Raw genomic sequence first — 25,085 nt, 5'->3', positions numbered from 1 at the left:
ATGGGCATCGAAATCGAACGCAAATTCCTGGTCAGCAGCGATGGCTGGCGCACCGCCGCGCATCGGGTGATCCCGATGGCGCAGGGCTACATCAACGACATGGGCGCGCTCGACCGCGGCACCCAGAACGCCTCGGTGCGCGTACGCATCGAAGGCGACCACGCCGCGCTGAACCTGAAGTCGCGCACCCTCGGCCATACCCGGCAGGAGTTCGACTACCCGATCCCGGTGGAGGACGCGCGCGCACTGCTGGGGCTGTGTGTCGGCGGCCTGATCGACAAGCGCCGCCATCTGGTCGAACACGCCGGCCTGACCTGGGAAGTGGACGAATTCCTCGGTGACAACGCCGGTCTGGTGGTGGCCGAAGTCGAACTGGAAAGCGCCGATCAGGCCATCGACCTGCCGGACTGGGTCGGCGCCGAAGTGACCGATGACGCCCGCTACTACAACGTTGCCCTGGCCAGCCGCCCGTATTCACAGTGGTGAACCCCCAAAAAGGGGACGGAGGGGATTAAGTCGTCTTTACCCCGCCTGTGCGGAAAGCGACTTAATCCCCTCCGTCCCCTTTTATCGAGGAAGGCGGTCCCCATGTCGGGGACATGAGAATCGACATCTACTCCGACGTGGTCTGCCCCTGGTGCTGGATCGGCAAGCATCGTTTCCAGCAGGGCGTGCAGTTGCTGGGCGCCAATGCGCCTGAACTTGATATCCACTGGCAGCCGTTCCAGCTGGACCCGGATGCGGACGACACCCCGGTGTCGCTGCGCGAGGCCTATGCGCGCAAGTTCGGGGGCGTCGAGCGCACCGAGCAGATCCTCGGCCAGACCCAGACCACCGCGCGCGCGGAGGGGCTGCCGATGGATTTCAACCAGGGCCAGGTGCGGGTGACCACACTGCCGGCGCATCGGGTGTTGTGGCTGGCCGGCCAGCATGGCGTGCAGGATGCGGTGGGTGAAGCGCTGTTCCGCGCCCACTTCGAACATGGCCAGAACCTGGCCGACAACGCTGTACTGGTGAAGGCCGGCGTGGCGGGCGGCCTGGACGGTGGTGAAATCGCGCAGATGCTGGCCTCCGACCGCGGCCTGGCCGAGGTCGAAGCCAAGCTGGCGCAGGCCCATGCACTGGGCATTTCGTCGGTGCCGACCTTCGTGATCGATGGGAAGTGGGCGATTTCCGGGGCGCAGCCACCCGAGGCGTTCGCCCAGGCCCTGCGGCAGATCGCGGCAGAACAGGGCGCCCCGGCTACCCCGACTGACGGCGACGAGGCCTGCGGCCCGGACAGCTGCAAGGTCTGACCGGCTCCTCAAAAGGGGACGGAGGGGATTAAGACGTATCCAGCCCCTTGGGGCCGATTGCGCCTTAATCCCCTCCGTCCCCTTTTTCTGACCACTGCGCCTGTCGGCCGGTTCTGCGACAATGCGGCACTGCGCCATGCGGGCGCGCGTTGTGGAGATCGACCATGCTGCTGATCGGCGTTGCCGGCACCGAACTGACCGCCCAGGAACGTGACTGGCTGCAGCACGACGCCGTGGCCGGAGTAGTGCTGTTCAAGCGCAACTTCGCCTCGCGCCAGCAGGTGACCGATCTGAGCGCGGCCATCCGTGCCGCTGCCCCGCGCCCGCAGCTGATCTGCGTGGACCAGGAAGGCGGCCGTGTGCAGCGCTTCCGCGAGGGTTACAGCGATCTTCCGCCGCTGCAGGACATTGGTGCCCTGTACGCCACCGACCCGCAGCGGGCCCTGGCGCTGGCCGAGCAGCATGCCTGGCTGATGGCCAGTGAAGTCCGCGCCAGCGGCCTGGATCTCAGCTTCGCCCCGGTGGTCGACCTTGGCCGCGGCAACCGCGCCATCGGCAACCGCGCCTTCAGTGAAGACCCGCAGGTCGTGGCCGCGTTCACTGCAGCCTATGTGCGCGGCATGCACGCGGTCGGCATGGCCGCCACGCTCAAGCATTTTCCTGGTCACGGCACCGTGCTGGAAGACACCCACGTCGATACCGCGATCGATCCACGCGCGCTGGACGAACTGCGCGCGCAGGACCTGGTGCCGTTCCAGGCCGGCATCGCCGCCGGTGCCGATGCGGTGATGATGGCGCACGTGATCTATCCGCAGGTGGCAGCGGAGCCCGCCGGCTATTCCCCACGCTGGATCCAGGACGTCCTGCGCGGCGAACTCGGCTTCCGCGGCGTGGTGTTCTCCGATGACATCGGCATGGCCGCCTCGCACAGCGCCGGCGGCGTGCCGGCACGCGTGCACGCGCACCTGGACGCCGGTTGCGACGTGGTGCTGGTCTGCCATCCGGAACTGGTCGATGAAGCCCTGCATGCGGTGCAGGGACGTTCCCTCAATACTGCTGCGCTGCTGGGCCTGCTTGGCCGCGGCGCGCTCGGCTGGGACGGCCTGCTGGCCGATGCCCGCCATGGCGACACCCAATCCCGTCTGCTTGAAACCCTTGGAAGAACCGTCTGATGCCCAACCTCACCATTTCCCAGGCCCTGGCCCAGGCTGACCTGCTGGTCGACCGCCCCACCATCGACAAGGCCATCGCTGCAATCGCCGACGCCATCGCGCGCGATTACAAGGGCGAGGTGCCGTTGTTCCTGTCGATCATGCATGGTGCGCTGCCGTTCGCCGGCCAGCTGGCGCTGGAACTGGGCGCGCGCGGCCAGGACGTGCAGTTCGATTACCTGCACGCCACCCGCTACCGCGGCGAAACCACCGGCGGTGACCTGGTCTGGAAGCACAAGCCGGCCACCTCGCTGTTCGGCCGCCGCGTGCTGCTGGTCGACGATATCCTCGACGAGGGCTACACCCTGCAGGGCGTTCGCACCTGGTGCCTGGAACAGGGCGCGACCGATGTGCGCATCGCTGCGATGACCGTGAAGAAGCACGACCGTGCGCTGCCCGATGTGACCGCCGATTACGCGGGCATCGAGCTGCCGGACCGCTACGTGTTCGGCTTCGGCATGGACGTCAACGAGACCCTGCGCTGCGTGCCGGCCATCTACGCAATGAAGGAATAACGGCGCGGCCGCCCGCGGCGCGTCTTTTCCATCGCCGGCATCCTCGGGTGCCGGCGTTCGTCTTTTCATGGAGTGCTTCTAATGCAACAGATCGCCCTGGCCGTGATCGGCGGTACCGGTGTCTACAACCTGGCCAAGCTTGACGACGTGCAGACCCACGAGGTCGACACCCGCTTCGGCCGCCCATCGGGCCCGGTGCGCGTGGGCACGCTGCTCGGCCATCGCGTGGCGTTCCTGGCGCGGCATGGCGAGGGGCATTCGCTGCCGCCGCACAAGATCAACTACCGCGCCAACCTGGCTGCGCTGCAGCAGCTGGGCGCGCAGCGGGTGCTGGCATTGAACACGGTGGGGGGCATCACCGAGAACTTCGGTCCGCGCGTGCTCGCCTGCCCGGACCAGATCATCGACTACACCTGGGGCCGCATCAGCACGATCTGTGAAGAAGAAGGCTCCGACGTGGTCCACGTCGATTTCGGCCATCCGTACACGCCGATGCTGCGCAGCAAGATCCTGGCGGCAGCCAAAGTGACCGGTGTCACGGTCCATGACGGTGGCTGCTATGGCGCAACGCAGGGCCCGCGCCTGGAAACCATCGCCGAAATCGCCCGCATGCGCCGCGACGGTTGCGATCTGGTGGGCATGACCGGCATGCCGGAAGCCGCACTGGCGCGGGAGCTGGGGCTGGATTATGCCTGCCTGGCGATCATCGCCAACTGGGCCGCCGGCTGCGGTGATGGCGAGGAGATTACGATGGCCGAAGTGCTGGCCAATGTGCAGGCGGCCAGCAACGGACTTCCGGAACTGGTGGGCGAATTGGCGCGGGGGTGATTGTCTTCCCTGAGCAAGCTTTGCATACTCAGCTTGTGCGCGGGTTCAGCGTACACCACCCATTCATTGCATAAGGTCTCGCATCACCATGCCGAACGGTACCGTCAAGTGGTTCAACGACGCCAAGGGATTTGGCTTCATCTCGCCGGAGGATGGCAGCGCCGACGTGTTCGCGCACTTCTCCGCCATCAACTCCAAGGGCTTCCGCAGCCTGCAGGAAGGCCAGCGTGTCACCTATGACGTGACCCAGGGCCCGAAGGGCGCCCAGGCTTCGAACATCACGCCGGCCGAGTGATCCACTCGACAGTGCGTTGAAAACCCCGCTCCGGCGGGGTTTTTTTTGCGCTGCGACAAGAATTGCGCTGCCGTGGGCGGAGGCCCCGCTGGGCATCCGGATTTGCGCTCGGGCACAATGCGCCCATGAAGGAACGACTGCGCATCGCCGTGATCGGCTACGGCACCGCTGGACAGGCATTGTCCATCCTGCTCTCCCGTGATGGCCACGAGGTGGAGATCTTCGAACGTGTGCCCACGCCGGGACCGGTTGGCGCCGGTTTCCTGCTGCAGCCCAGCGGCTTGCAGGTGCTGTGGCAGATGGGCCTGCTTGACGCCGTGCGCGCGCATGCCGCGCCGGTGCATCGCCTGTATGGCGATACGCCGTGCGAACGCGCAGTGATGGACATGCGCTACGCCGGCCTGGACGCGCGCCTGCACGGCCTTGGCATGCAGCGCGGCACCCTGTTCTCGTTGCTGGATGACGCGCGTGCTGGTGCGGGCCAGCTGCATGCCGGCGTCAGCATCGCTGCAGTGGATGCCGAGCATGGTCGCCTGCGTGACAGCGAAGGGCGCCTGCACGGTGCGTTCGACCTGGTGGTGGCCGCCGATGGTGCGGCCTCGACGCTGCGCGGCACGATCAAAGACGGTAACGGACTGGATCGCGTGTATCCGTGGGGTGCGCTGTGGTGCCTGTTGCCGGCCGAAGACTGGCCACACCTGCAGGAGCTGCGGCAACGCTACGTGGCCGCGCGCAAGATGATCGGGCTGTTGCCGGTCGGTACGCGGCCCGGTGATGACACGCCGCGCCTGAGCTTTTTCTGGAGCCTGCCACGCGACGATTTCGAACGTTGGCAGGCCGACGGCATGACGCCCTGGCTGGACGAACTGCATGCGCTGTGGCCGCAGGCCAGTGCACGCTTCGCGCATCTGCGTGACGCCGGCCAGCTGGCACGGGCCGTCTACCGCGACGCGGTGATGACGCGCTGGTATCACGGCCGCATGGTGCTGGCCGGCGATGCCGCGCATGCGATGAGCCCACAGCTGGGCCAGGGCGTGAACATGGCGCTGCTCGATGCGCTGGCGCTGCGCGATGCCTTGCGCGCGCATGGTGGCGGTGCCGCGGCATTGCAGGCCTACCAGGCGCAGCGCAGGGCGCACGTTGCGGTCTACCAGCGCTGGAGCCGTTGGCTGACGCCGCTGTTCCAGTCTGATCGCGATGCCTGGGCCAAAGCGCGCGACGTGCTGCTCGGCCCGATGGGGCGCCTGCCGGGTGGGCGTGGTCACATGCTGCGTGTGCTCAGCGGTACCCAGCATGGCTGGTTCGGTTCGCTCGCGCTGGATCCGGCTTTCGTCGACGCGCTGGCCACTGCGGCGCAGGTGCCTCGCATCAACGCGATCACGGCCACTGCGTGAAATGCGTCGTCACGTGAATTAACGGTTGCCTCACTGCGCATATGCGAGAAGTAGGTTGCACGCGATTGCGCGTCGCCCGTTTTCCTTTCCGTGATCAACATCGCGCGTGGCCCGGGAGGCGCTGCCGTCGCCGCCTGTTGCGGCCCGGATGTGCCGCCTGTTGTCGAAGAGGAGGATGCCATGTTGTTCGCGGTCGAGGAGCTGGAATCGGAAATCTGCAAGCTGCGCGGTCTGTTGCAGATGCTGCACGAGGACCAGCCCGACGTACTGGAGGACGTGTTCGAGTTCCATGTCGGCAGCCTGATCAGTCATGCGTCGCCGGAGCACCACACGCGCATCCGCATTTGCGCGCAGGAGATGCTGGCGGCGATCCAGGCCCTGCCGCGGCGACGGGAAGAGGACACGCCTGAGTTCCAGCTGATGCCGCAGCTGGATATCCGTCCGGCCTGATTCAAGCCAGGGGCAGCACAACCAGGCCGTTGTCCACGCAGGCGACCATCTGCTCGCCGGCAGCGGGAACAGGAACGATTCCGGCGGTGAACGCGGAGAAGGCCGGCAGGAGCGTCATCCTGTCACGCAGCCAGAATGCGGGGAAGCGCCGCCGCAACGCAGGCAAAGCGATCTGTGGATGCAGATGCCCGGCGATCACATGCAGCTCCGCATCGGGCACCGGCTCATGCCGAAGCAGGAACGGTGGCAACCGTACCTCGTCGTGTATCTGCACCTGCAGCTCGGCATGCGGCAGCTGCCGGTCATGATTTCCGCGCAGGACATGCACGTCCAGTGCGGCATTGCGTTTGCGCCATGCCAACCATTGCTGGTACCACGCAGCGCGATGCGCCGGGCCATGCAGGATGTCGCCCAGGATCCACAGCTCGCGGCAGGCATGCCTGTCCAGCAGCCCCTGCAGGCGTTGCAGGTCCTTGCCGGTACCGCCGCTGGGCAGCGCGATGCCTGCGCGGCGGAATACATCGGCCTTGCCCAGGTGCAGGTCGGCGAGCAGCAGTGCCTGCCGCGCGGGCCAGTAGAGTGCACGCGCGCCAAGCAGAACCAGCGACTCGCCTGCGCGCGGCAGTGGCAGTTCATCGGCCATGCCGACGCTCCAGCTGCTGGGCCGCGCGTTGTACCCGGGTACGCCAGTCTTCGTTGCTGAACTGCCCGCGCAGGCGTTCGGCCCACAGCGGGAAACCCAACGGCGTGAGTGACGCCGGGCGCTGCACCGAGAGGGTCTGCATCCGAATCCTGGCCAGTACCTGTTGCAGCCCCGGCATGTCGAGGCTGTCATTCAGCACTTCCTGTTCCGCCAGCGCCAGCAGCAGGTGATCCGGGTCGTGCTCGCGCAGTACGTCGTAGAGCAGTCCCGCGGATGCCTGCAGCTGGCGCAGTGCCCGTGGCATGCCACCGGGCAGGCTGGGGACCAGCAGGCCGGCGACGCGTGCGATGCCGCGGAACTGGCGACGCGCCAGCTCGCCCAGGTTCACTGCAGCACGCAGATCATCCAGCAGCTGATCGGTGGAGAACAGCGCCCGCCATTGCGCCGCATCCAGATCGATGGCCTGTGCCGGTGCCAGCACCAGGCCGTGATCGTTCACCGCATAGCCGATGCTGTTGCGCTGCCGGCGGGTACAGCGCAGCGCCAGCAGGGCGGCCAGCGCCTCATGCACGTGGCGGCCGGCAAAGGGATAGACGAACAGGAACTGGCCTTCGCGACGACGCACATCCTCCACCAGCAGATGGGCTGGGCCGGGAAGCGCCGACAACCGCTGCTGCAGTGCCAGCAGGGGTGACAGCCAGCGTGACTCGGCGCTGTCGTCAGCACCGGACAGTACCCACTCCAGCTCGCGGCCCAGCGGCATCGACAGCGGCAACTGGCCGCCCTGCCAGCGCGGCACGATCCCCTCACCGCGTCCTCGTGCCAACCGGACGAAGGCAGTCATGTCGCGCAGCTGCACCAGCTCCAGCAGGCGCCCGGCGAACTGGAAGCGGTCGCCACGGCGCAGGCGGCTGGCGAACTGTTCCTCCACGGCGCCCAGGCTGCCGCCGCGCAGGAACTGCACGCGCACGCTGCCATCGCTGCTGATGGTGCCGATCGACAGCCGATGACGCAGCGCCTGGCGACGGTCGTGCATGCGGTACCACCCATCGGCATCACGCACGACCTTGTGGAAATCGGGGTACTGGGCCAGCGCTTGGCCACCCTGCACGACGAATGTGAGCACGGCCTGCCACTGGTCGTCGCCGAGCGACGCGAAGGCATGGGTACGCCGCACCTGCGCCAGCAGGTCGGCGCTGTCGAAGCCGCCCGCCAGGGCGCGGCTGACCGCATGCTGGGCCAGCACATCCAGCGGCAGCGTCGGCGGCCTGCGCGCTTCGACCACGTTCCCGGCCAACGCACGGCGCACGGCGGCGTACTCGGCCAGTTCCAGCGCATGGCTGGGCACGCACAGGATGGAACCGCTGGCACCCGGGCGGTGCCGTGCGCGTCCGGCGCGCTGGCGCAGGCGCGCCACGCCCTTCGGGCTGCCCAGCTGCAGTACCTGCTCAACCTCGGGGAAGTCGACGCCGAGGTCGAGGCTGGAGGTGGCAACCACGCAGCGCAGCGCGCCCGCGCGCAGGCCATCCTCCACCTGCTGGCGCAGCACCGGGTCCAGCGAGCCGTGGTGCAGCGCAAGCGTGTCCGGTTCTTCCGGCCAGACTGCGGCCAGCGCCTGATGCCACAATTCAGCTTGCGCGCGCGTATTGGTGAACAGCAGGCTGCTGCGTGCCTGCATCAGTGCATCCAGCACGCGTGGCAGCTGCGCCAGGCCCAGATGCCCCGCCCATGGGAAGCGCTCGCCGGGGTCTGGCAGCAGGCTGCGCACGCTCAGTGGGCGCGGCCGTACGCCCTGCACGATCGGTGCTTCCGGTCGCCCGGGCAGCAGCACGTCGCGCGCCTCGTGCAGATTGCCCAGGGTGGCTGACAGTCCCCACAGCTGCGATGCAGGCGCGGCCTGGCGCAACACTGCCAGGTTCAACTGCAGCAGCACACCGCGCTTGTTGCCCAGCAGTTCGTGCCATTCGTCCACCACCATGCAGCGCAGCCGCTGCATGCGCGGCAGCGTATCCGGATAGCTCAGCAGCAGCGCCAGTGATTCCGGCGTGGTCACCAGTACGTCGATGCGGCCCTCGCGCGCCTGGCGCCGCTCGCGGTTGCTGGCGTCACCACTGCGCAGGCCGACACGCCAACCCAGCCCCAGCCCATCGACCACGGTCTGCAGCGCGCGCGCGGTGTCGCTGGCCAACGCGCGCAAGGGGGTCACCCACAGCACCTGCAGCGGGCGGACCGCGCTGGCGCGGCGGGGGGAGGGTGGCGGGTCGATCATGGCCTGCAGCAGCGGCCCGCCGAACATCGCCAGTGTCTTGCCGCTGCCTGTGGGTGTATGCAGCAGCCCGGATTCGCCGGCGAGATAGTGACGCCACATCGCGCGCTGGAACGGCAGTGAGCGCCAGCCTCTGGACGCGAACCAGTCTTCCAGCCGGCGCAGTGCCTGGCTGCGGTTCATCGTGCCAATGCCTGCAGCGTGGCCAGCTGATCGGCTTCGCTGGCGGGCTTGTCGTGGCGCCAGCGCAGGATGCGCGGAAAGCGCACAGCGATGCCCGACTTGTGCCGGCTGCTGCGGTTGACCGCCTCGAAGCCCAGCTCGAAGACGTGTTCGGCGCGAACGCTGCGCACCGGGCCGAAGCGCTCGCGGGTGTTGGCGCGGATCCAGCGATCAAGCGCGAGGATTTCCTTGTCATCCAGGCCCGAATAGGCCTTGGCCACCGGCACCAGCGTGTCGCCGTCCCAGACGCCGAAGGTGTAGTCGGTGTACAGCGTGCTGCGCCGCCCATGGCCGGCCTGCGCGTACAGGAGCACCGCATCGATGGTGAGCGGATCGACCTTCCATTTCCACCAGTCACCGCGGCGGCGTCCGGCCTGGTAGGGCGAGGCATGCCGTTTCAGCATCAGTCCTTCCACGCCGCGTTCGCGTGCCACGTCGCGCATTGCCGCCGCCTGGAGCCAGTCGTCGGCGTCAACGCCCGGTGAGAGCTGGATCCGTGCATCGTTCAGTGCACCGACGACCTCGGCGAGACGCGCGCGCCGCTGCTGCAGCGGACGTTCGCGCAGGTCTACGCCATCGAGTTCAAGCAGGTCATAGGCGAGCACCCGCACCGGCGTGTTGCGCAGGGTGGCCGCACCGGGTTTTCGGCGCTGGATGCGCGTCTGCAGCGCAGTGAAGGCACGCGGCAGGTCCGCGGCTTCGTCCCAGGCCAGCAGCTCGCCGTCCAGCACGCAGCCATCGGGAAGCGCCATCGCTGCCTGTTCGATCTCGGGGAAGCGGCCATCCAGCCGCTCTTCGCCGCGTGACCACAAGGCGACCTCGCCGCGCCGGCGCAGCAGCTGCAGGCGGATGCCATCCCACTTCCATTCCAGCAGCCAGTCATCGATCGGGCCGAGTCGTTCGGCAGGGGATCCCTCCAGTGGCGAGGCCAGGAAGAACGGATAGGGCTGCTGCCGGTCCAGCGGCAGCTCATCCGGCGACAGCAGCTGGGTCAGCAGCCCGGGCGAGGGCACCCACTCGCCCAGCATGCGCTGGGCGATGCGTGCGATGTCCAGGCCGGACCACTCGGCCAGCGCCTGCTGCACCAGTCGCTGCGACACGCCAACGCGCAGGGCGCCGGTCAGCAGCTTGTTGAATACCAGGCGTTCGCCGCTGCACAGTTGCTGCCAGCCGGCGACGATCGCCGCGCGACGCACCGCCTCGGGTTGGTTGGCGACCGCCAGCAGGTGCTGTTCGATCCATTCGGCCAGGGGCCGGTCAGGCGAAGGGTGTGGTGGGTCGTCCAACAGCAGGGTCAGCGTTTCGGCCAGGTCACCCACCTGCGCATAGCTGTCTTCCACCAGCCACGGTGGCAACCCTGATTGCTCGGCGATCCACGCGCGCAGTTCGCCACTGGCGGCGATCTTCCTGCGCGCGCCACCCACCTTGCCACCACTGAGCAGGTACAGCGCCCACGCCGCATCGTGTGCGCCTGCCTGGCGGAAGTAGTCGACCAGCGCTGCGCGCTTGTCCAGCGTGGCAGTGCTGCGGTCCAGGCGTTGGTAGAGCGCTGCGAAGGACTTCATTCCTCGCTCCCGAAATCGGTACGGAAGGCTTCGGCAGCCACGCCGCGCTCGCGCAGGAACAGAATCAACGCATCGGTATTGCCATGGGTGGCGATCACCCGCTGCGCGCCGGTCTGTTGGATCGTTTGCAGCAGTGCTGGCCAATCGGCGTGGTCGGAAATGACGAAGCCTCGATCGACGTTGCGGCGGCGACGGTTGCCGCGCAGTTGCATCCAGCCCGAGGCGAAGCCCAGCTGGTGACGGCCGAAGCGGCGCATCCAGGGCGTGCCCGCAGCCGAGGGCGGGGCCAGGATCAACTGGCCGGCGGCATCGGGCTGGCGGCCCTGTTCGGCCACGGTGAGCGTCTCCAGCATCGGTACGCCGGCCTGCCGGTACACCGCCACGCCATTGGCGATGGCGCCATGCAGCCAGGCCGGCCGATCGTCCAGTGGCCGCAGCTCTGCCAGCACCCGCTGTGCCTTGCCCAGCGCATAGCACAGCAGGATCGCAGCCTCGCCGCGTTGTTCGCATTCGCGGCGCCACGCCACGATTTCGGCAGCAACGGCCGAAGTGTCCGGCCAGCGGTAGATCGGCAGGGCGAAGGTGGCTTCGGTGATGAAGGTATCGCAGGGCACCACTTCGAACGGCGCACAGGTTGGGTCAGGCTGCCGCTTGTAGTCGCCGGAGGCGACCCAGACCTGCCGCCCGTCGTCGATGCGCACCTGCGAAGATCCCAGGACGTGACCGGCTGGATGCAGCGATACCTGTACCCGGCCCAGGCGGAACGGCACGCCCTCGACGTGCGCCTGCACCGGAACATCGCCCAGGCGCCAGCGCAGGATCGGCAGGCTGCCTTCGCTGCAGTGGTACTCGCCCATGCCCGGGCGGGCGTGATCCCCGTGGCCATGCGTGATGACCGCGCGCGCTACCGGTCGCCAGGGATCAATGTGGAAATCGCCGGCGGCGCAGTACAGCCCTTCCGGGCGCAGCACCACCAGATCGTCGTTGGCTGCCATGCGATCACTGTGGCCTGCTGCTCGTGCAGACGGTGAGAACCGGCCTGAACACGGGCTTGGCAAGTCATGCGGCACAATCGGGCCGCATACCTCTTGCCGCCAGGATGGACCGGATGAGTGGACCAAGCTTCAGCAGCGACGCGCCCTACGAAACCCATGTGGTGTTGAACCAGCCGCCACCGTTCGCGGGGCGCCAGTTGTGGACTGACGACGTGGCGCTGATGGAAGCCGTGCAACGCGAAGGCGCTGGCAGCTTCGCGCCACGCCTGGCGGTCTATGGCGCGCTGGCCGGCGACGAGCTGTACCGGCTCGGCTTCGATGCCAACCGCGATCGCCCACGCCTGCGCACGCATGATGCGCAGGGTCATCGCATCGATACGGTGGAGTTCCACCCGGCCTATCACCAGTTGATGGAGACGGCGAAATCGCACGGTGTCGCCGGCTTGTCCTGGCATGAACCGCAATCCGGCGCGCATGTCGCGCGTGCGGTGTTGAGCTACCTGCACCACCAGGCCGAGGCCGGCACCAGTTGCCCGTTGACGATGACCCATGCAGCAGTAGCGGTGCTGCACACGCAGCCGCATCTGGCCGAGTGGGCACGCAAGGCCGCAGCGCCGGTCTATGACGCGCGCGACGTGCCGGTGGCTGACAAGGCCGGCATCACCCTGGGCATGGGCATGACCGAGAAGCAGGGCGGCTCGGATGTGCGCTCCAACAGTACGCGCGCCGAACCGATCGATGGTGAGCGCTATCGCCTTGTCGGCCACAAGTGGTTCTTTTCCGCACCGATGTGCGATGGCTTCCTGGTGCTGGCGCAGGCGCCGGGAGGACTGACCTGCCTGCTGATGCCGCGCCGGCTGGCCGACGGTGACCGCAACGCATTCCGGTTGATGCGGTTGAAGGACAAGCTTGGCGACTGGGCCAATGCCTCCAGCGAAGTCGAGTTCTGCGGCGCGCAGGCATGGCGGGTGGGCGAGGAGGGGCGTGGCGTGGCCACCATCATCGGCATGGTGATGATGACCCGCCTGGATTGCATGCTGGGCGCAGCGGCGGAAATGCGCATGGCGTTGGCGCAGGCGTTGCACCACGCACGCCATCGCCGCACCTTCGGCAAGCTGCTGGTCGAGCACCCGTTGATGACCAATGTGCTGGCCGACCTGGCACTGGAATCGGAAGCGGCCACGGTACTTTCGATGCGCATCGCACGCGCGGTGGATCGCGCCGCCGTGGATGCCAACGAAGCTGCGCTGGCACGGGTGGGAACGGCGCTGGGCAAGTACTGGCTGTGCAAGCGCGCGCCGGCCTTCGTCAACGAAGCGCAGGAATGCCTCGGCGGCGCAGGCTATGTGGAGGAATCGATGCTGCCGCGGCTGTACCGGCAGGCGCCGTTGAATTCGATCTGGGAAGGCAGTGGCAACATCCAGTGCCTGGACGTGCTGCGCGCGCTGGCACGTGAACCGGAGGCACTGGCGGCGCTGCGCGCCGAGCTGGCAGCGGTGGCCGATCATGATGCGCGCTACGCAGCGGCATTGCAGCGTTGGGCAGCGGCACCGGCACCGGATGAGTCGCAGGCGAGGCTTTTCTGCGAGCGCACTGCGCTGCTGTTGCAGGCAGCGTTGATGTTGCGGGCGGGCAGTCCAATGGCTGAAGCGTTCGTGCGCAGCCGGCTGGAAGGGGAGCATGGGCTGGTGTTCGGGACGCTGCCGGCGGGTGTGGATCTGTCGGCAATGCTGGCGCGCGCGCTGCCTTAGGGGCGGCCAACGGCGATGGCGCCTACGCCCCTGCGCAACCTACCCGCGCGTCCTTGGACACTTTCCGTACGCGTCCAGCACGGAATCAACAGAAAGAGCAGAGAGCGAAAAGCAGAAAAGCCGCGGCAGTGCCGCGGCTTTTCCTGTAGCGCCGAGACGATGCCCGGCTGCCGGTAGGCCTTAGTGCTTGGCTTCTTCCTTGGCGGCGTTGGCCTTGGCGTCATTGGCGACATCACGGGCCTTGTCAGCAACCTTCTGTGCGGCGTCCGCAGTGGCGTCGCTGGCATGTGCAGCGGCGTCGGTGGCCGCAACCTTGGCCTTGTCTGCGGCGTTTGCGGTGGCGTCTGCGGCCTTGTCCAGTGCCTGCTGGGTATCGGCGGCGGCCTGCTCGGAAGCGGCAGCGGTCTTGTCGGCAGCGTTGCGGGTGGCTTCGGCGGCCCTGTCCACGGCGTCACGGGCGGCAGCGCCGGCGCTGTCGGCGGCCTGCTGCGCGTCCTGCTTGGCCTGTTCGGCTTCCGGACCCTTGCAGGCGGCCAGGGCCAGCAGCAGGGAGGCGGCCAGCAGCGTGGTGGTGATCGGGCGAATCTTCATGGCGGTCTCCGGTACTGCAATGGATGGGGACGCCAGCCTATTCATGCCGTTGTGAAGACGGGGTCGCGATCCGAGGCGCGCGCAGGCAGCAGGCCAAAGAAAAAGCCGCTGGCGAACCAGCGGCTTTTCCAGAACAGCCTGAAGAAAGAAGTTATTACTTCTTGGCTTCTTCAGCAGCGTCCTTGGCCTGCTCAGCGGTAGCTTCGGCAGCCTTGGCAGCGTCCTTGGCTTCGCCAGCAGCAGCGTCGGTCGCGGCAGCAGCGGTGTTGGCAGCAGCGTCGGTCGCAGCGTCAGCAGCGGTGGCGGCGGTGTTGGCAGCCTGCTGGGCAGCGTCGGCGGTCTGGGCGCCGGCAGCGGCGGCCTGGTCGGCAGCAGCCTGGGCTTCGGTGGCGGCTTCGTTGGCCGAAGCAGCGGCGTCCTGGGCAGCTTCCTGCTTCGAGCAGGCGGCCAGGGCCAGAGCCAGGGACATCGCGACCAGCAGCTTGTTGATGCTCATTGTGTAAATCCTCGTCGTTAGAATTAGGCAACGCGCATGCTGCGCGCCGACAACATGATGACAAGCCAAGATTGGGTGTCAAGCGATCCCGCATTCATTTTTGCGAAATCGTCGTTAAATCTTTTTAAATCAATTCGATGGCGATGGCTGTTGCTTCACCACCGCCGATGCACAGGGTGGCAATGCCGCGCTTGCCACCGCGCGTGCGCAGGGCGTTGACCAAGGTCACCACCAGGCGTGCACCGGAGGCACCGATGGGATGGCCCAGTGCGCAGGCCCCGCCATTCACGTTGAGCTTGTCGTGCGGGATGCCCAGTTCACGCATCGGTGCCATCGCCACCACGGCGAAGGCCTCATTGATTTCGAACAGGTCGATCTGGTCCAGCGACCATCCGGTCTTGGCCAGCAGTGTGTGGATCGCGCCGATCGGGGCGGTGGTGAACCATTCCGGTTCCTGCGAATGGGTGGCGTGGCCGACGATGCGCGCCAGCGGGGTAATGCCACGTGCGTTGGCGTCTTCCTCGGTCAGCAGGACCACCGCAGCGGCGCCGTCGGAGATGCTGGAGGAGCTGGCGGCGGTGACGCTGCCGTCCTTCTTGAAGGCCGGGCGCAGGGTCGGGATCTTGGCGATGTCGGAGCGGCCGGGTTGCTCATCGGTGGCGACCTCGACCTCACCCTTGCGGGTGGCCACCTTCACCGCGACGATCTCATCGGCGAATGCCCCATTGGCCTGTGCGGCCTGTGCGCGCTTGACCGATTCGATCGCGTAGGCGTCCTGTTCCTCGCGGCTGAACTGGTACTTGTCCACGGCGCATTCGGCGAACTCGCCCATGGCCTTGCCGTCGTAGGCGTTGACCAGGCCGTCGTGGGCCATGTGGTCGATCGCCTGGAAGTTGCCGAAGCGGTTGCCCGTGCGCGAGTTGGGCAGCAGGTGCGGGGCGTTGGACATCGATTCCATGCCACCGGCGACCACGATGCTGGCCGAACCGGCCTTGATCAGGTCATGGCCGAGCATGATGGTCTTCATGCCCGAGCCGCACACCTTGTTGAGGGTGGTGGCACCGGTCGACAGCGGAATGCCGGCGGCGATCGCCGCCTGGCGGGCGGGCGCCTGGCCGAGGTTGGCCGGCAGCACGCAGCCCATGAGGACTTCAGAGACGTCGCTGGCCGGCACGCCCGATTGTTCCAGGGCGGCCGCGATGGCGGCCGCGCCGAGGGTCGGGGTCGGCACGCCGTTGAACTGGCCGAGGAAGGAGCCGATGGCGGTGCGCTTGGCGGCGGCGATGACGATGTTGGACATGGCAATCTCGTTGATGCGTAAGCAATGTTCGGAAAGGAGACCGAGGACGTTGGAAGCGCCGCGATTTCCCGGCAGACTGCGTGGGGGTCGACCCAAGTATAGAGGGTCGGGGAGGGCCGCCGCTGGGCGGCACCGCACGCCTGCCGGGATGTAGGCAGGCCAACGTTCATGGGAAGGAATCGATGGAACGCACGATGATGGTGAGGTCGGCGCTGGCGTCGGCGCTGGCGATGGCATTGACGGCATGTGGTGGCGGCGGAGGCGGCGGCAATGTCCGCATCGATCCACCCCCGACCACCCCGACGCCCCCGACCACGCCCCCGCCGACCACACCGCCTCCGGCCAAGCCGCAGGAGCCGGCCTTCGACGCGCACCTGTCCGTGACCAATGCGCGTGCCGCACAGGCCGCCGGCCTGACCGGGCAGGGGGTGCGCATCGGCATCGTCGATTCGGGCGTGCAGCGCAACGCAGTGGCGCTGAACGGGCGCGTGGTCGCCAACCTCAATTACATCGACCCCGCCCGCAACAACCTGCAGGTGGACGACGTGGTGGGCCACGGCACGGCGGTGGCCAGCCTGGCCGCGGGTGCTTCGGTGGGGTCCTGGCCGGGCGGCATCGCCCCCGGCGCACAGATCGTTTCGGCGCGGATCATCGCCGACAAGCCGCCCGTCGATGACGGCAGCGGCAAGGGCAATTCCTTCAGCGGCCCACTGGGCGTGGCGCAGGTCCACCAGGACCTGATCAGCTACAACGTGAAGGTGATGAACAATTCGTGGGGCGGCCTGTACTGGACCGACCTGCCGACCACCGCGCAGGTGGCGGCCGAGTACCGGCCGTTCGTCATCAACCATGGCGGCCTGGTGGTGTTCGCGGCCGGCAACGATGCGCGCCCCGAGCCGAGCAGCCTGGCCGCGCTGCCCAGCCAGCTGGGCGTTGCCGGCTCGCTGCCGGCGGCCGATCTGGAGCGCGGCTGGCTGGTGGCCACTGCGGTGGATCCGTATGCACCGGGCACGCTGGCCAGCTACGCCAATGCCTGCGGCCAAGCCGCGCGCTACTGCCTGGCGGCGCCGGGCAGCGCGGTCTATCCCGATGCCAACGGCGGCAGCTATTACTGGAACTACGGCACGTCCTTCGCCGCCCCGCTGATTTCCGGCGCCGCCGCCCTGGTCTGGCAGCGCTACCCGTACTTCGACAACGACCTGGTGCGGCAGACCCTGCTGGGCACCGCCAAGGACATCGGTGCGCCCGGCGTGGATGCGGTGTTCGGCTACGGCCTGCTCGACATCTCGCGGGCGATCAAGGGGCCGGGGCGCTTCGACTGGGGCGATGTGGTGGCCAATGTCGATGCGCCATCGAGTGGCTCGCTGTGGAGCAATGACATCCTCGGCAGCGGTGGCTTGGTCAAGCAGGGCGGGGGAACCCTGGTGCTGGGGGGCAACAACAGCTACAGCGGTGCCACCCGCATCGAGCGCGGCATCCTGTCACTGCAGAACGGCAGCGTGATCCGCTCCAACGTGACGATCCTGGCGCAGCCCGATCCGGATTCGACCGGCCTGCAGTTCAATGGCGGTACGCCGCGCGTGATCGGCAATGTGGTCAACGGCAGCAGCGTGTTCCTGACCACCGGCAACACCACCGGCACCATCGAGGGCAACTACACCCAGCAGGCCGGCGCGCAGCTGATGATCGCGCTCGGTGCCAATGCGCTGCAGGTCACCGGCAACGCCACGATCGACGGGGGCGTGCGCGTGCACGGCTTCGTCTCCGGCTATGTGCCGCAGAACGGCAGCCGCCAGGACCTGATCCACGCCGCCGCCGGCCTCAGCGGTACCTTCAGCAGCCCGGCCACCTCCAGCGGCCTGCAGGGCCTGTCGCTGCTGCAGAGCAGCTATGGATATGACAGCAACAACGCTTGGTTGAACCTGACCCAGGTCAGCGTCACGGCGGCCGCGACCGGGCTCACGGCCTCGGCGCAGTCGGCTGCGCAACGCGTGGACAGTGCGTTCAGCGCGCTTGATGGCGATACGACGCTGCAGGGCTCGGCCTTCGGTACGGCCGCCGGTGCGCTGCAGTGGACCGGCGGTGGCAGCAAAGGCCTCGAGGCCAGTTTGCAGAGCCTGTCCGGACAGGCGCATGCGCGGGCCGAGTCGGCCACCTTCGACAGCATCGACATGTCACGCCGCGCGATCGCCGAGCGCTTTGATCGCGTGCAGGCGGCGCCGCGCCTGCGCGGGGCCTGGCAGAGCGCGCTCGGCGAAGCCGGGCAGGGCAGTTTCGCCGGCAATGCCGCCGACAGCCGCGGTTGGATGGCCGGCCAGGACCTGCCACTGGGCAGCAATGGGCTGATGGGCGTGGCCTTTGGCGAAACCCGCAGCAATGGTGGCAGCAGCGTCGGTGGTGATCGTGGGCGTGATCGCCAGACGCAGGCGCAGCTGTATGCCGGCTGGAACCTGGGCCGGGGCTATGCGCTGGCGCAGGTCGGCAGCGGCCAGTTCACCCGGGCGCTGGATCGCCAGTTGCTGCTGGGCGCCGGCGCCTACGGTGTCTCTGCACGTTACGGCGGACGTTTCAGCAGTGCCAGTGTCGAAGGCGGCTATCGTTTCGGCCGCGCGGGTGCGTCGTTCACACCCTACGTGGGCGCCAGCAGCACGCGCGTGGATACCGATGCCTTCAACGAACTGGGCGGGTTCGGCTTCGGCCTGCGTGGCGATGCCAACCGCGTACAGCGCAGCCAGATGCTGGCCGGTATCCGCGGCGAACGTGGCTGGGGGCGCTGGACCCTGCGCGGGCATGCCGAATGGCAGCAGCGGCTCGATGGTGCCGATGCGGACTGGCAGGCCAGTTTCGTCGGCGTTGATGCATGGGCGCCACTGGCGGGCTGGAACGCGCCGCGCGGCAGTGCGCTGTTCGGCGTGGCGCTGGAGTCGTGGTGGGGCCGCAACGGCCGCCTGAGCCTGGGCTTCGACCAGCGCGTCGGCGGCGAAGGCGCGCGCCAGGCGGCGTTGCGCTACAGCACCGGGTTCTGAACGGGCGGTCGCGCCGGGTCGAAAGGCCCGGCGCGACATCGGCAGGCTCAGCCGCCGCGCAGGTTGCCCAGGCGCGGGGTGCTGCGACCCAGCGGCATCTTCAGCTTGCCGATCGACAGGATACGGCTTTCGGCGATGCGGTCGGCTGCCCGCTGCGGCGCGATGTTCTCGCGTTGCGACAGTTCGAAGATGCGGGTGAGGTTGTGGTAGATGCTGCGGATCAGGCGCATCGCACGTTCGCGGTTGTAGCCATCGATCTCCAGCGACACGTTCATCACGCCGCCCGCGTTGACCGCGTAGTCAGGTGCATACAGGATGCCGCGCGCATGCAGTTCATCGCCGATTTCCAGGCTCGACAGCTGGTTGTTGGCGGTACCGCAGATGATCTTCGCCTTGATCCGCGGCAGGGTGTCGGCGTTGATCGCGCCTTCCAGCGCGCACGGTGCGAACACATCGGCGTTCACTTCGTGGATCTCGTCGGGCTTGACCGCTTCGGCGCCGAAATCGCTGACCGCGCGATCAACCAGCGCGCTGTCCAGGTCGGTGACATACAGTTTGGCGCCGCGATCGCGCAGCAGCTTGACCAGCTCCATGCCGATGTGGCCCAGGCCCTGCACTGCGATGCTGGTCTTGCCCACTTCCTCATGGCCGAACTTGAAGCGCATCGCCGCCATCAGCGCCTGCAGCGCACCGTAGGCGGTGAACGGGGCCGGATCGCCGGAGCCGCCATGGACCTGGTGCACGCCGGTCACGAACTGGCTCTCCAGGTAGATGTTCTCCATGTCGTTGACGTCGGTGCCGACGTCCTCGGCGGTGATGTAGCGCCCTCCCAGCGAGTCGACATAACGGCCGAAGGCGCGGAACAGTACTTCAGTCTTGTCCACTTTCGGGTCGCCGATGATCACCGCCTTGCCACCACCGACGTTGAGGCCGGCCAGCGCATTCTTGTAGGTCATCGTCCGGCTCAGCCGCAGCACGTCGGCCAGCGCCTCGTCGGTGCTGGCATACGGACGCATGCGCACGCCGCCCAGGGCCGGGCCCAGGGTGGTGTTGTGGATGGCGATGATCGCCTGCAGGCCGGCATCGTGGTTGTGGCAGAACACCACTTGTTCGTGGCCGGTGGTGGCGAGGGTTTCGAATAGCATGGCGTCTCCGATGGCGCGAACAGCGGCGAACTGCAGCGAACGGCCAGTGAACGGTAGGGTCCCAAAACAAAAAAAGCGACGTCGTCATGGCTGGGGGACGGGTCGCGCGGCGCCATTCTAGTCCATTCCCCCGGCCGGTGCCGTCGACATCGCATGCCTTGCAGTTAAAGAAGATGAAAATGCGGCCGATGCTGCGACGACGGCGGGTGGCCGGATTCGCGTGAAGAGGCAGGCGGTCAGTGACGGCAAGGGCACCACAACGACAGGGCAGGCGGCGATGACAGCGGCCTGGTGGCGATCGCTGCGCGGCTGGCTGGCGCGTTCGACCGGGGCGGCACCGTCGCGGCTGGTTGCTGCGTCCCGCCAGGCGGTGGCCGCCGCAGCGGCGAGCCTGCAGGGCGAGGCGCTGCCCCCGGCCGAGATCGCTGCACATCTGCACCGTGGCCTGCATGCCCTGGCCCTGTACCCGCGTCTGGCCGGTGAATCCACGCCGGTGCAGGCCGCAGCGCTGGGCGAGGCGGTGGCGCGCGCGCTGCAGGACCGCAACTGGGCGGCCAGGCAGCTGCCCCGCCGGCCGCAACTGCTGCCGCAGCTGATCCAAACCGTCAACGACGATGCCGCCTCAGCGCGGGTGATGGCCGCGATCATCGGCCAGGACCCGGTACTGACCGGCAACCTGCTGCGCATCGCCAACAGCCCGGCCTACAAGGTGCATGAGCGCCCGGTCGAAAGCCTGCAGCGGGCGGTGACACTGGTGGGTACCGAAGGCGTGCGGCAGATCATCAGCGCGGTACTGGTGCAGCCGGTGATGCAGGTGCAGTGCGAAGTGTTCCCGCAGTTCAGCGCGATCATCTGGGAGCACGCGCTGCTGGCCTCGCGCGCGGCCGCCGATCACGCACGTACGGTCACCTTCGGTGATGCCTTCGCTGCGCAGTGGCTGGGCCTGGTGCAGGGACTGGGCGCGTCACTGGTAATGCGCCAGCTGCTGCAGGAAGCGCAGGCCCGCGGCGAGGCCGTGGAGCCGGCGTTGGCCCTGCAGCTGCTGCAGCAGTGGTCGTTACCGTTGGCGCAGCGGGTCGCCGCCGCATGGGAGCTGCCTGAGCCGGTTCACCAGGCCCTGGCCGTGGATGCAGAAGGGGCGCTGGCCGACAGCCTGCGCCTGGCCAGCGCCGCCGCAGCGGCCAGCCTGTTGTGCCGCCATGGGCATGCCAGCCAGAGCCGCATGCTGGCGCTGCTGGAGCAGCTGCCTTCAGCGCCGCCGCATGCTTTGCGCTGGATCTGGCGGCGCCTGCATGGGCGCAGCGTGGAAACTCTGGATGAGGCCGGACAGGACCAGGCCGGCCCGGCGGCCTGAGTACTACAGCTGCGATTCGACCGGCAGCCAGCTGATGGCCCGTGCGGTCCAGCGCTTGCCCAGGCTCGCGCCGGGTTCGGCCTCCACCCAGTGCGGTGGCGGTTCACGCTCCAGCCAGCGTAGCCGGCCTCGGTCGTCCAGCGCCAGCCACCAGCTGTGCCTGGGGTCCGCCAGGCGCAGGTACTCATCGCGCAGCTGCGCCCCCAGCACCGGGTCGTCGAACAGTACGCCCATTTCGGTGTTGAGGTAGGCCGAGCGAGGGTCGAGGTTGAACGAGCCGACGAAGCCGCGGCGGTCGTCGACCACGAACGCCTTGGTGTGCAGGCTCGCGCCGCTGCTGCCGAACATGCCGGCATCGCCGGACTGCCCCTGCGCCTTCAGTTCGTACAGGTGGACGCCCGCTTCGAGCAACGGCACGCGGTAGCTCATGTAGCCGCCGTGCACGGCGGCGACGTCGTTGGCAGCCAGTGAGTTGGTCACCACGCCGACCTGCACGCCCCGCCCGGCCATGGCCGAAAAGCCATCCAGGCCTTCGTTGCCTGGCACGAAGTAGGGTGAGATCAACAACGTTTTGTGCCGGGCGGCCTGCAGCTCGCTGATCAGTGTCGACACCAGCCAGGCAGCGCGATCATCCCTGCGATGCTTCATCGGCGGGTCCGAGACGATGCGCACTGCACTGCTCCAGTGCAATGGCTCGGGACTCGGGCGTTGCCGCTGGCGCGATTCGGCCACGCGCGCAAGGTAGGGCCGGGCCACGTCCCGCTGCGCCTCATGATCCGATTCGCGCACCAGCAGGCGCAGCTGTGCATCGGTATGGAAGGCAAGCGCGGATACCGGAATGGCGGCCTCGCTGTTCCAGTAGTCGTCGAAGATCCGGTTGGCCTGCTCCACGGCAGGGCCGGCGACCAGCAGGTCCAGATCCTGGAAGTTCACATCGGTGCGCGCGCTGAAGTACTCCTCGCCGATGTTGCGGCCGCCGACGATCGCGACGCGGCCATCGGCGATCCAGCTCTTGTTGTGCATGCGGTGGTTCACGCTGAAGAAGCGTTGCACCATCTCCACCACGCGCAGGATGCCGGTCCGGTTGCGGAACGGGTTGTAGAGACGGATTTCAATGTTGGGGTGCCGGTCCAGCGCCATCATCAGCGCGTCCTTGTCCTTGGCGTTCATGTCATCGAGCAGGATGCGCACGCGCACACCGCGCTCGGCGGCGTCATGCAGCGCCTTGGCCATCAGGTGGCCGATCAGGTCGTCGTGCCAGATGTAGTACTGCAGGTCCAGGCTGCGGCCAGCGTGCGCGGTGATCATCGCGCGCGCGGCGAAGGCATCCATGCCATCACTGAGAAACGCCACGCCCGATTGCCCGGGATGCGCGTCCTGCAGCGGCACGATCTGCTGGTCGATGCGGGTCTGCGCCGGCTGCAATGGCAGTGCATGCGAGGGCGCGCCCTGTGCCTGTGGCGTGAGATGGTCGGCCAGCAGCAGCCCGGACAGGACCAGCAGCAACAGCGCGGCGAGGATGATTGCAGCGACGCGCAACAGGCGTCGCCACAGGGGCATGGGCAGGCTCATGCCTCGATGGTAGATCCACGCCCTGCGTGAAGGAATGCCTGCAGGATCGATAGGGCATCAGCGCGCTTGCCTTCGGCAACGGATCCGACCCCGGGGCGTCAGGATGGGGGCGGACCCGTTTCTGCAGGAAAGGGCCCTGACCCGCAGGCCTCAGAACCGCTCGTCGCTGCCCAGGTAACGCCACTGCGCCGGCGGCAGCGGCCCCAAGGCCACGCGGCCGATGCGCAGCCGGCGCACGGCCAGCACCTGCAGCCCGGCGGCGGTCACCGCCACGCGCAGCCCCTTGGCGGTCAGCCCCTTGCCGGCAAAGCGCAGGCGCTGCTCGCTTTGCCAGCTGACCTTCGCGCCGCCGGATTCCTGCTGCAGCCGCGCCAGCAGCCACGGTCCTCGCTCGGGGCCGCCTTCGGCCACTTCGATCAGGTATTCCTGTTCGGTGCGGCCCAGATTGCGCTGTAGATGGGCCAGCGTGGCCGGATCCTGGCTGACCACCACCAGGCCGCTGTCGCTGGCCGGAAGTGCAGCGGCCAGCTGCAGGCCGTGGAAATGGCGCTGCAACGGACGGATGTCGCTGGCATCAAGTTCGCTGCGGCTGTCACTGCTGACCAGCGCACACAGGGTCTCAGCAGCAACGCCGGCCGGCTTGTGCAGCAGCATGCTGACCCGCTCGGCCTTTTCATCACTGGCCTGCTCGGCCACGACGATCACCACGCTGTCATCGACCGGGCGCTGTGGCTGTTCCACTACTTCGCCGTCGACCGTTACCCAGCCGCCTTCGATATAGCGCCGCGCTTCGCCGCGGGGGATGCCGAGCAGGGCGGACAGGCGTTTGTCGAGACGGATCGGTTCCATGGCGGGCAGGTCGGGCAGGGGGCGCGCAGTGTAGCTGCTGCGGCCGGTCAGCGTTGGCTGCGGTTGGCCAGCTCGGTCAGGTACAGACGGGTATCGAACTCCAGCTGCAGGTAATCCGGTTCCATGTGCTGGCACAGCTGGTAGAAGGCCTTGTTGTGGTCGGCTTCCTTCAGGTGGGCCAGCTCATGCACCACGATCATGCGCAGGAACGCCGCTGGCGCCTGGCGGAATACCGTAGCGATGCGGATCTCGCGGCTGGCCTTGAGGCGGCTGCCGTGCACGCGGGAAATGGCGGTATGCGTACCCAGCGCGTGCTTGATCACTTCCAGGGTGTTGTCGTAGCAGACCTTGTTGAGCGGCACCGACTTGCGCAGGTAGCGATCTTTCAGCGCCTGGGTGTAGTCGTACAGCTGGCGGTCGCTGCGCACCTCGTGCGGGTCGGGATAGCGCTGCTGCAGCCAGGGGCCGAGCTTGCCCTGCGCCAGCAGTTCGCTGACCTGGGCGACCAGGGGTTCGGGGTAGCCGGTGAGGTACTTCAGGACTGCCATGCAGGGGCGGCGGGGCGTCGGTAGAATGGAAGCATCCAAGATTACACGCGGTATGTACCAACCATGGCAAAGCCCAACGCGCTGCAGGAACAATTGCTCAAGGCAGGTCTGGCCAAGAAGTCGCAGGCCAGCGCCGCCGCGCGGGAGCAGGCCAAGGCCCGCCAGGGCAAGGCCGAATCGGCCTCGGCCGAGGTCCAGCGTGAGGCTGAACGTGCCCGTGCCGAGAAGGTCGAGCGCGACCGTGCGCTGGCCGCCGAGCGCAATGCCCAGGCCAGGCAGGCGGAACAGAAGGCACAGGCGAAGCAGATCATCGCGGCCCATGCAGTACCCCACAAGGGCGATGACGAGTATCGCTTCAGCGATGGCGCGGCGATCCGCACCCTGCTGATCGACCCCAAGCTGCGCAAGGCGCTGTCGGTGGGCGTGCTGGTCATCGTCGCCAATGGCGAGGGTTACGCCCTGCTGCCGCGCGCCGCCGCCGAGAAGGTGCGCGAGCGGGCCCCGGAGGCGATCATCGTCGACCACGGCCAGCCGGGCTCGAGTGCCGAGATCTCCACCGGCAACGCCGAGGACGACGCCTACTACGCCCAGTTCCAGGTGCCGGACGACCTGATCTGGTAAGCAAAAAGGGGACGGAGGGGATTAAGTCGCGATCGCCCCGATTGGATCCGTTGGCGTTCTGCTCAGCTTGCTGAAGGCGCACCGGGCACGGCTCGGCGCAACACTGGCCTGCTCCTTTGTGCGCGGGTGTATCGTCCCCATATCAGGCGACAC

23 protein-coding genes are annotated in these 25,085 nt (G+C 67.7%); 12 read left to right on the top strand and 11 right to left on the bottom strand.

Features of this window, described 5'->3' with window-relative positions:
* The 8 genes from AC5P7S_RS11905 to AC5P7S_RS11870 all read left to right on the top strand — a co-directional run bounded on the left by AC5P7S_RS11905 (position 1) and on the right by AC5P7S_RS11870 (position 5,988).
* Entirely contained in the window at positions 1–486 is a 486-nt protein-coding gene (locus AC5P7S_RS11905; RefSeq protein ID WP_005418226.1) for a CYTH domain-containing protein, read from the top strand.
* Between the two features lie 113 nt (positions 487–599).
* A complete protein-coding gene (locus tag AC5P7S_RS11900; RefSeq protein ID WP_005418225.1) occupies positions 600–1,295 on the top strand; it encodes a DsbA family oxidoreductase in 696 nt (231 codons plus the stop codon).
* 164 nt (positions 1,296–1,459) lie between these two features.
* Positions 1,460–2,467, top strand: coding sequence for a beta-N-acetylhexosaminidase (gene nagZ, locus AC5P7S_RS11895; protein WP_005418224.1), 1,008 nt, complete (start codon positions 1,460–1,462; stop codon positions 2,465–2,467).
* Positions 2,467–3,021 carry a hypoxanthine-guanine phosphoribosyltransferase gene (locus AC5P7S_RS11890; RefSeq protein WP_005418223.1) on the top strand — a complete coding sequence of 185 codons (555 nt, stop codon included), beginning with the start codon at positions 2,467–2,469 and terminating at the stop codon, positions 3,019–3,021. The genes nagZ and AC5P7S_RS11890 overlap by 1 nt, the downstream gene beginning before the upstream one ends.
* 81 nt (positions 3,022–3,102) lie before the next feature.
* Positions 3,103–3,849 (top strand): S-methyl-5'-thioinosine phosphorylase, encoded by a 747-nt coding sequence (locus AC5P7S_RS11885; RefSeq protein WP_005418222.1) that lies wholly within the window; start codon positions 3,103–3,105, stop codon positions 3,847–3,849.
* 88 nt (positions 3,850–3,937) lie between these two features.
* Entirely contained in the window at positions 3,938–4,144 is a 207-nt protein-coding gene (locus tag AC5P7S_RS11880) for a cold-shock protein (RefSeq protein WP_005410590.1), read from the top strand.
* A gap of 125 nt (positions 4,145–4,269) precedes the next feature.
* Positions 4,270–5,538 carry an FAD-dependent oxidoreductase gene (locus AC5P7S_RS11875; RefSeq protein ID WP_095378370.1) on the top strand — a complete coding sequence of 423 codons (1,269 nt, stop codon included), beginning with the start codon at positions 4,270–4,272 and terminating at the stop codon, positions 5,536–5,538.
* A gap of 180 nt (positions 5,539–5,718) precedes the next feature.
* Positions 5,719–5,988, top strand: a complete 270-nt coding sequence (locus AC5P7S_RS11870) for a hypothetical protein (protein ID WP_005418216.1) — start codon at positions 5,719–5,721, stop codon at positions 5,986–5,988.
* Position 5,989: 1 nt separating this feature from the next.
* Here the strand turns inward: AC5P7S_RS11870 and pdeM are convergent, their stop codons facing one another.
* The 4 genes from pdeM to AC5P7S_RS11850 are packed head-to-tail and all read right to left on the bottom strand — an operon-like array spanning position 5,990 to position 11,679.
* Positions 5,990–6,631, bottom strand: a complete 642-nt coding sequence (gene pdeM, locus AC5P7S_RS11865) for a ligase-associated DNA damage response endonuclease PdeM (protein WP_095378371.1) — start codon at positions 6,629–6,631, stop codon at positions 5,990–5,992.
* Positions 6,621–9,080: a ligase-associated DNA damage response DEXH box helicase gene (locus AC5P7S_RS11860; protein WP_095378372.1), complete on the bottom strand. Its 2,460-nt coding sequence runs from the start codon at positions 9,078–9,080 to the stop codon at positions 6,621–6,623. The genes pdeM and AC5P7S_RS11860 overlap by 11 nt, the downstream gene beginning before the upstream one ends.
* A complete protein-coding gene (locus AC5P7S_RS11855; RefSeq protein ID WP_095378373.1) occupies positions 9,077–10,684 on the bottom strand; it encodes an ATP-dependent DNA ligase in 1,608 nt (535 codons plus the stop codon). The genes AC5P7S_RS11860 and AC5P7S_RS11855 overlap by 4 nt, the downstream gene beginning before the upstream one ends.
* Positions 10,681–11,679 (bottom strand): ligase-associated DNA damage response exonuclease, encoded by a 999-nt coding sequence (locus AC5P7S_RS11850; protein ID WP_095378374.1) that lies wholly within the window; start codon positions 11,677–11,679, stop codon positions 10,681–10,683. The genes AC5P7S_RS11855 and AC5P7S_RS11850 overlap by 4 nt, the downstream gene beginning before the upstream one ends.
* Positions 11,680–11,792: 113 nt before the next feature.
* On the opposite strand from AC5P7S_RS11850, the gene AC5P7S_RS11845 reads away from it, so the two are divergent.
* Complete coding sequence (locus AC5P7S_RS11845) at positions 11,793–13,430, top strand: acyl-CoA dehydrogenase family protein (RefSeq protein ID WP_095378375.1); 1,638 nt, start codon at positions 11,793–11,795, stop codon at positions 13,428–13,430.
* Positions 13,431–13,610: 180 nt separating this feature from the next.
* Here AC5P7S_RS11845 and AC5P7S_RS11840 read toward each other — a convergent pair whose 3' ends face one another.
* From AC5P7S_RS11840 to AC5P7S_RS11830, 3 genes are all read right to left on the bottom strand, one after another.
* Positions 13,611–14,021 carry a hypothetical protein gene (locus AC5P7S_RS11840; protein ID WP_005418205.1) on the bottom strand — a complete coding sequence of 137 codons (411 nt, stop codon included), beginning with the start codon at positions 14,019–14,021 and terminating at the stop codon, positions 13,611–13,613.
* Positions 14,022–14,175: 154 nt separating this feature from the next.
* The gene (locus tag AC5P7S_RS11835) at positions 14,176–14,517 is read right to left on the bottom strand and encodes a hypothetical protein (protein WP_005418203.1); all 342 of its coding nucleotides are present in this window, start codon (positions 14,515–14,517) and stop codon (positions 14,176–14,178) included.
* Positions 14,518–14,641: 124 nt separating this feature from the next.
* On the bottom strand, positions 14,642–15,817 hold the full coding sequence (locus AC5P7S_RS11830; RefSeq protein ID WP_005418201.1) for a thiolase family protein: 1,176 nt from the start codon (positions 15,815–15,817) through the stop codon (positions 14,642–14,644).
* 182 nt (positions 15,818–15,999) lie between these two features.
* Between AC5P7S_RS11830 and AC5P7S_RS11825 the strand changes: the two genes are divergently transcribed.
* On the top strand, positions 16,000–18,843 hold the full coding sequence (locus AC5P7S_RS11825) for a S8 family serine peptidase (protein ID WP_495213633.1): 2,844 nt from the start codon (positions 16,000–16,002) through the stop codon (positions 18,841–18,843).
* A gap of 47 nt (positions 18,844–18,890) precedes the next feature.
* Here AC5P7S_RS11825 and AC5P7S_RS11820 read toward each other — a convergent pair whose 3' ends face one another.
* On the bottom strand, positions 18,891–19,988 hold the full coding sequence (locus AC5P7S_RS11820) for a Glu/Leu/Phe/Val dehydrogenase dimerization domain-containing protein (RefSeq protein ID WP_004153019.1): 1,098 nt from the start codon (positions 19,986–19,988) through the stop codon (positions 18,891–18,893).
* A gap of 277 nt (positions 19,989–20,265) precedes the next feature.
* On the opposite strand from AC5P7S_RS11820, the gene AC5P7S_RS11815 reads away from it, so the two are divergent.
* Positions 20,266–21,342 (top strand): HDOD domain-containing protein, encoded by a 1,077-nt coding sequence (locus AC5P7S_RS11815; RefSeq protein ID WP_095377663.1) that lies wholly within the window; start codon positions 20,266–20,268, stop codon positions 21,340–21,342.
* A gap of 3 nt (positions 21,343–21,345) precedes the next feature.
* On the opposite strand, the gene AC5P7S_RS11810 is transcribed toward AC5P7S_RS11815, so the two are convergent.
* From AC5P7S_RS11810 to AC5P7S_RS11800, 3 genes are all read right to left on the bottom strand, one after another.
* The gene (locus AC5P7S_RS11810; RefSeq protein WP_242441338.1) at positions 21,346–22,902 is read right to left on the bottom strand and encodes a phospholipase D family protein; all 1,557 of its coding nucleotides are present in this window, start codon (positions 22,900–22,902) and stop codon (positions 21,346–21,348) included.
* A gap of 162 nt (positions 22,903–23,064) precedes the next feature.
* Positions 23,065–23,763, bottom strand: coding sequence for an RNA pseudouridine synthase (locus tag AC5P7S_RS11805; RefSeq protein WP_005418190.1), 699 nt, complete (start codon positions 23,761–23,763; stop codon positions 23,065–23,067).
* Between the two features lie 47 nt (positions 23,764–23,810).
* On the bottom strand, positions 23,811–24,311 hold the full coding sequence (locus AC5P7S_RS11800; protein WP_053499398.1) for a M48 metallopeptidase family protein: 501 nt from the start codon (positions 24,309–24,311) through the stop codon (positions 23,811–23,813).
* Positions 24,312–24,374: 63 nt separating this feature from the next.
* Between AC5P7S_RS11800 and AC5P7S_RS11795 the strand changes: the two genes are divergently transcribed.
* Positions 24,375–24,932, top strand: coding sequence for a DUF2058 domain-containing protein (locus AC5P7S_RS11795; protein ID WP_095377661.1), 558 nt, complete (start codon positions 24,375–24,377; stop codon positions 24,930–24,932).
* Positions 24,933–25,085: the final 153 nt, after the last annotated feature.

The sequence above is a fragment of the Stenotrophomonas sp. YJH_SMC_32 genome (genome assembly GCF_059369975.1).
The sequence above is the reverse complement of the archived record's forward strand: the minus strand, read 5'-3'. Positions and strand labels throughout refer to the sequence as shown.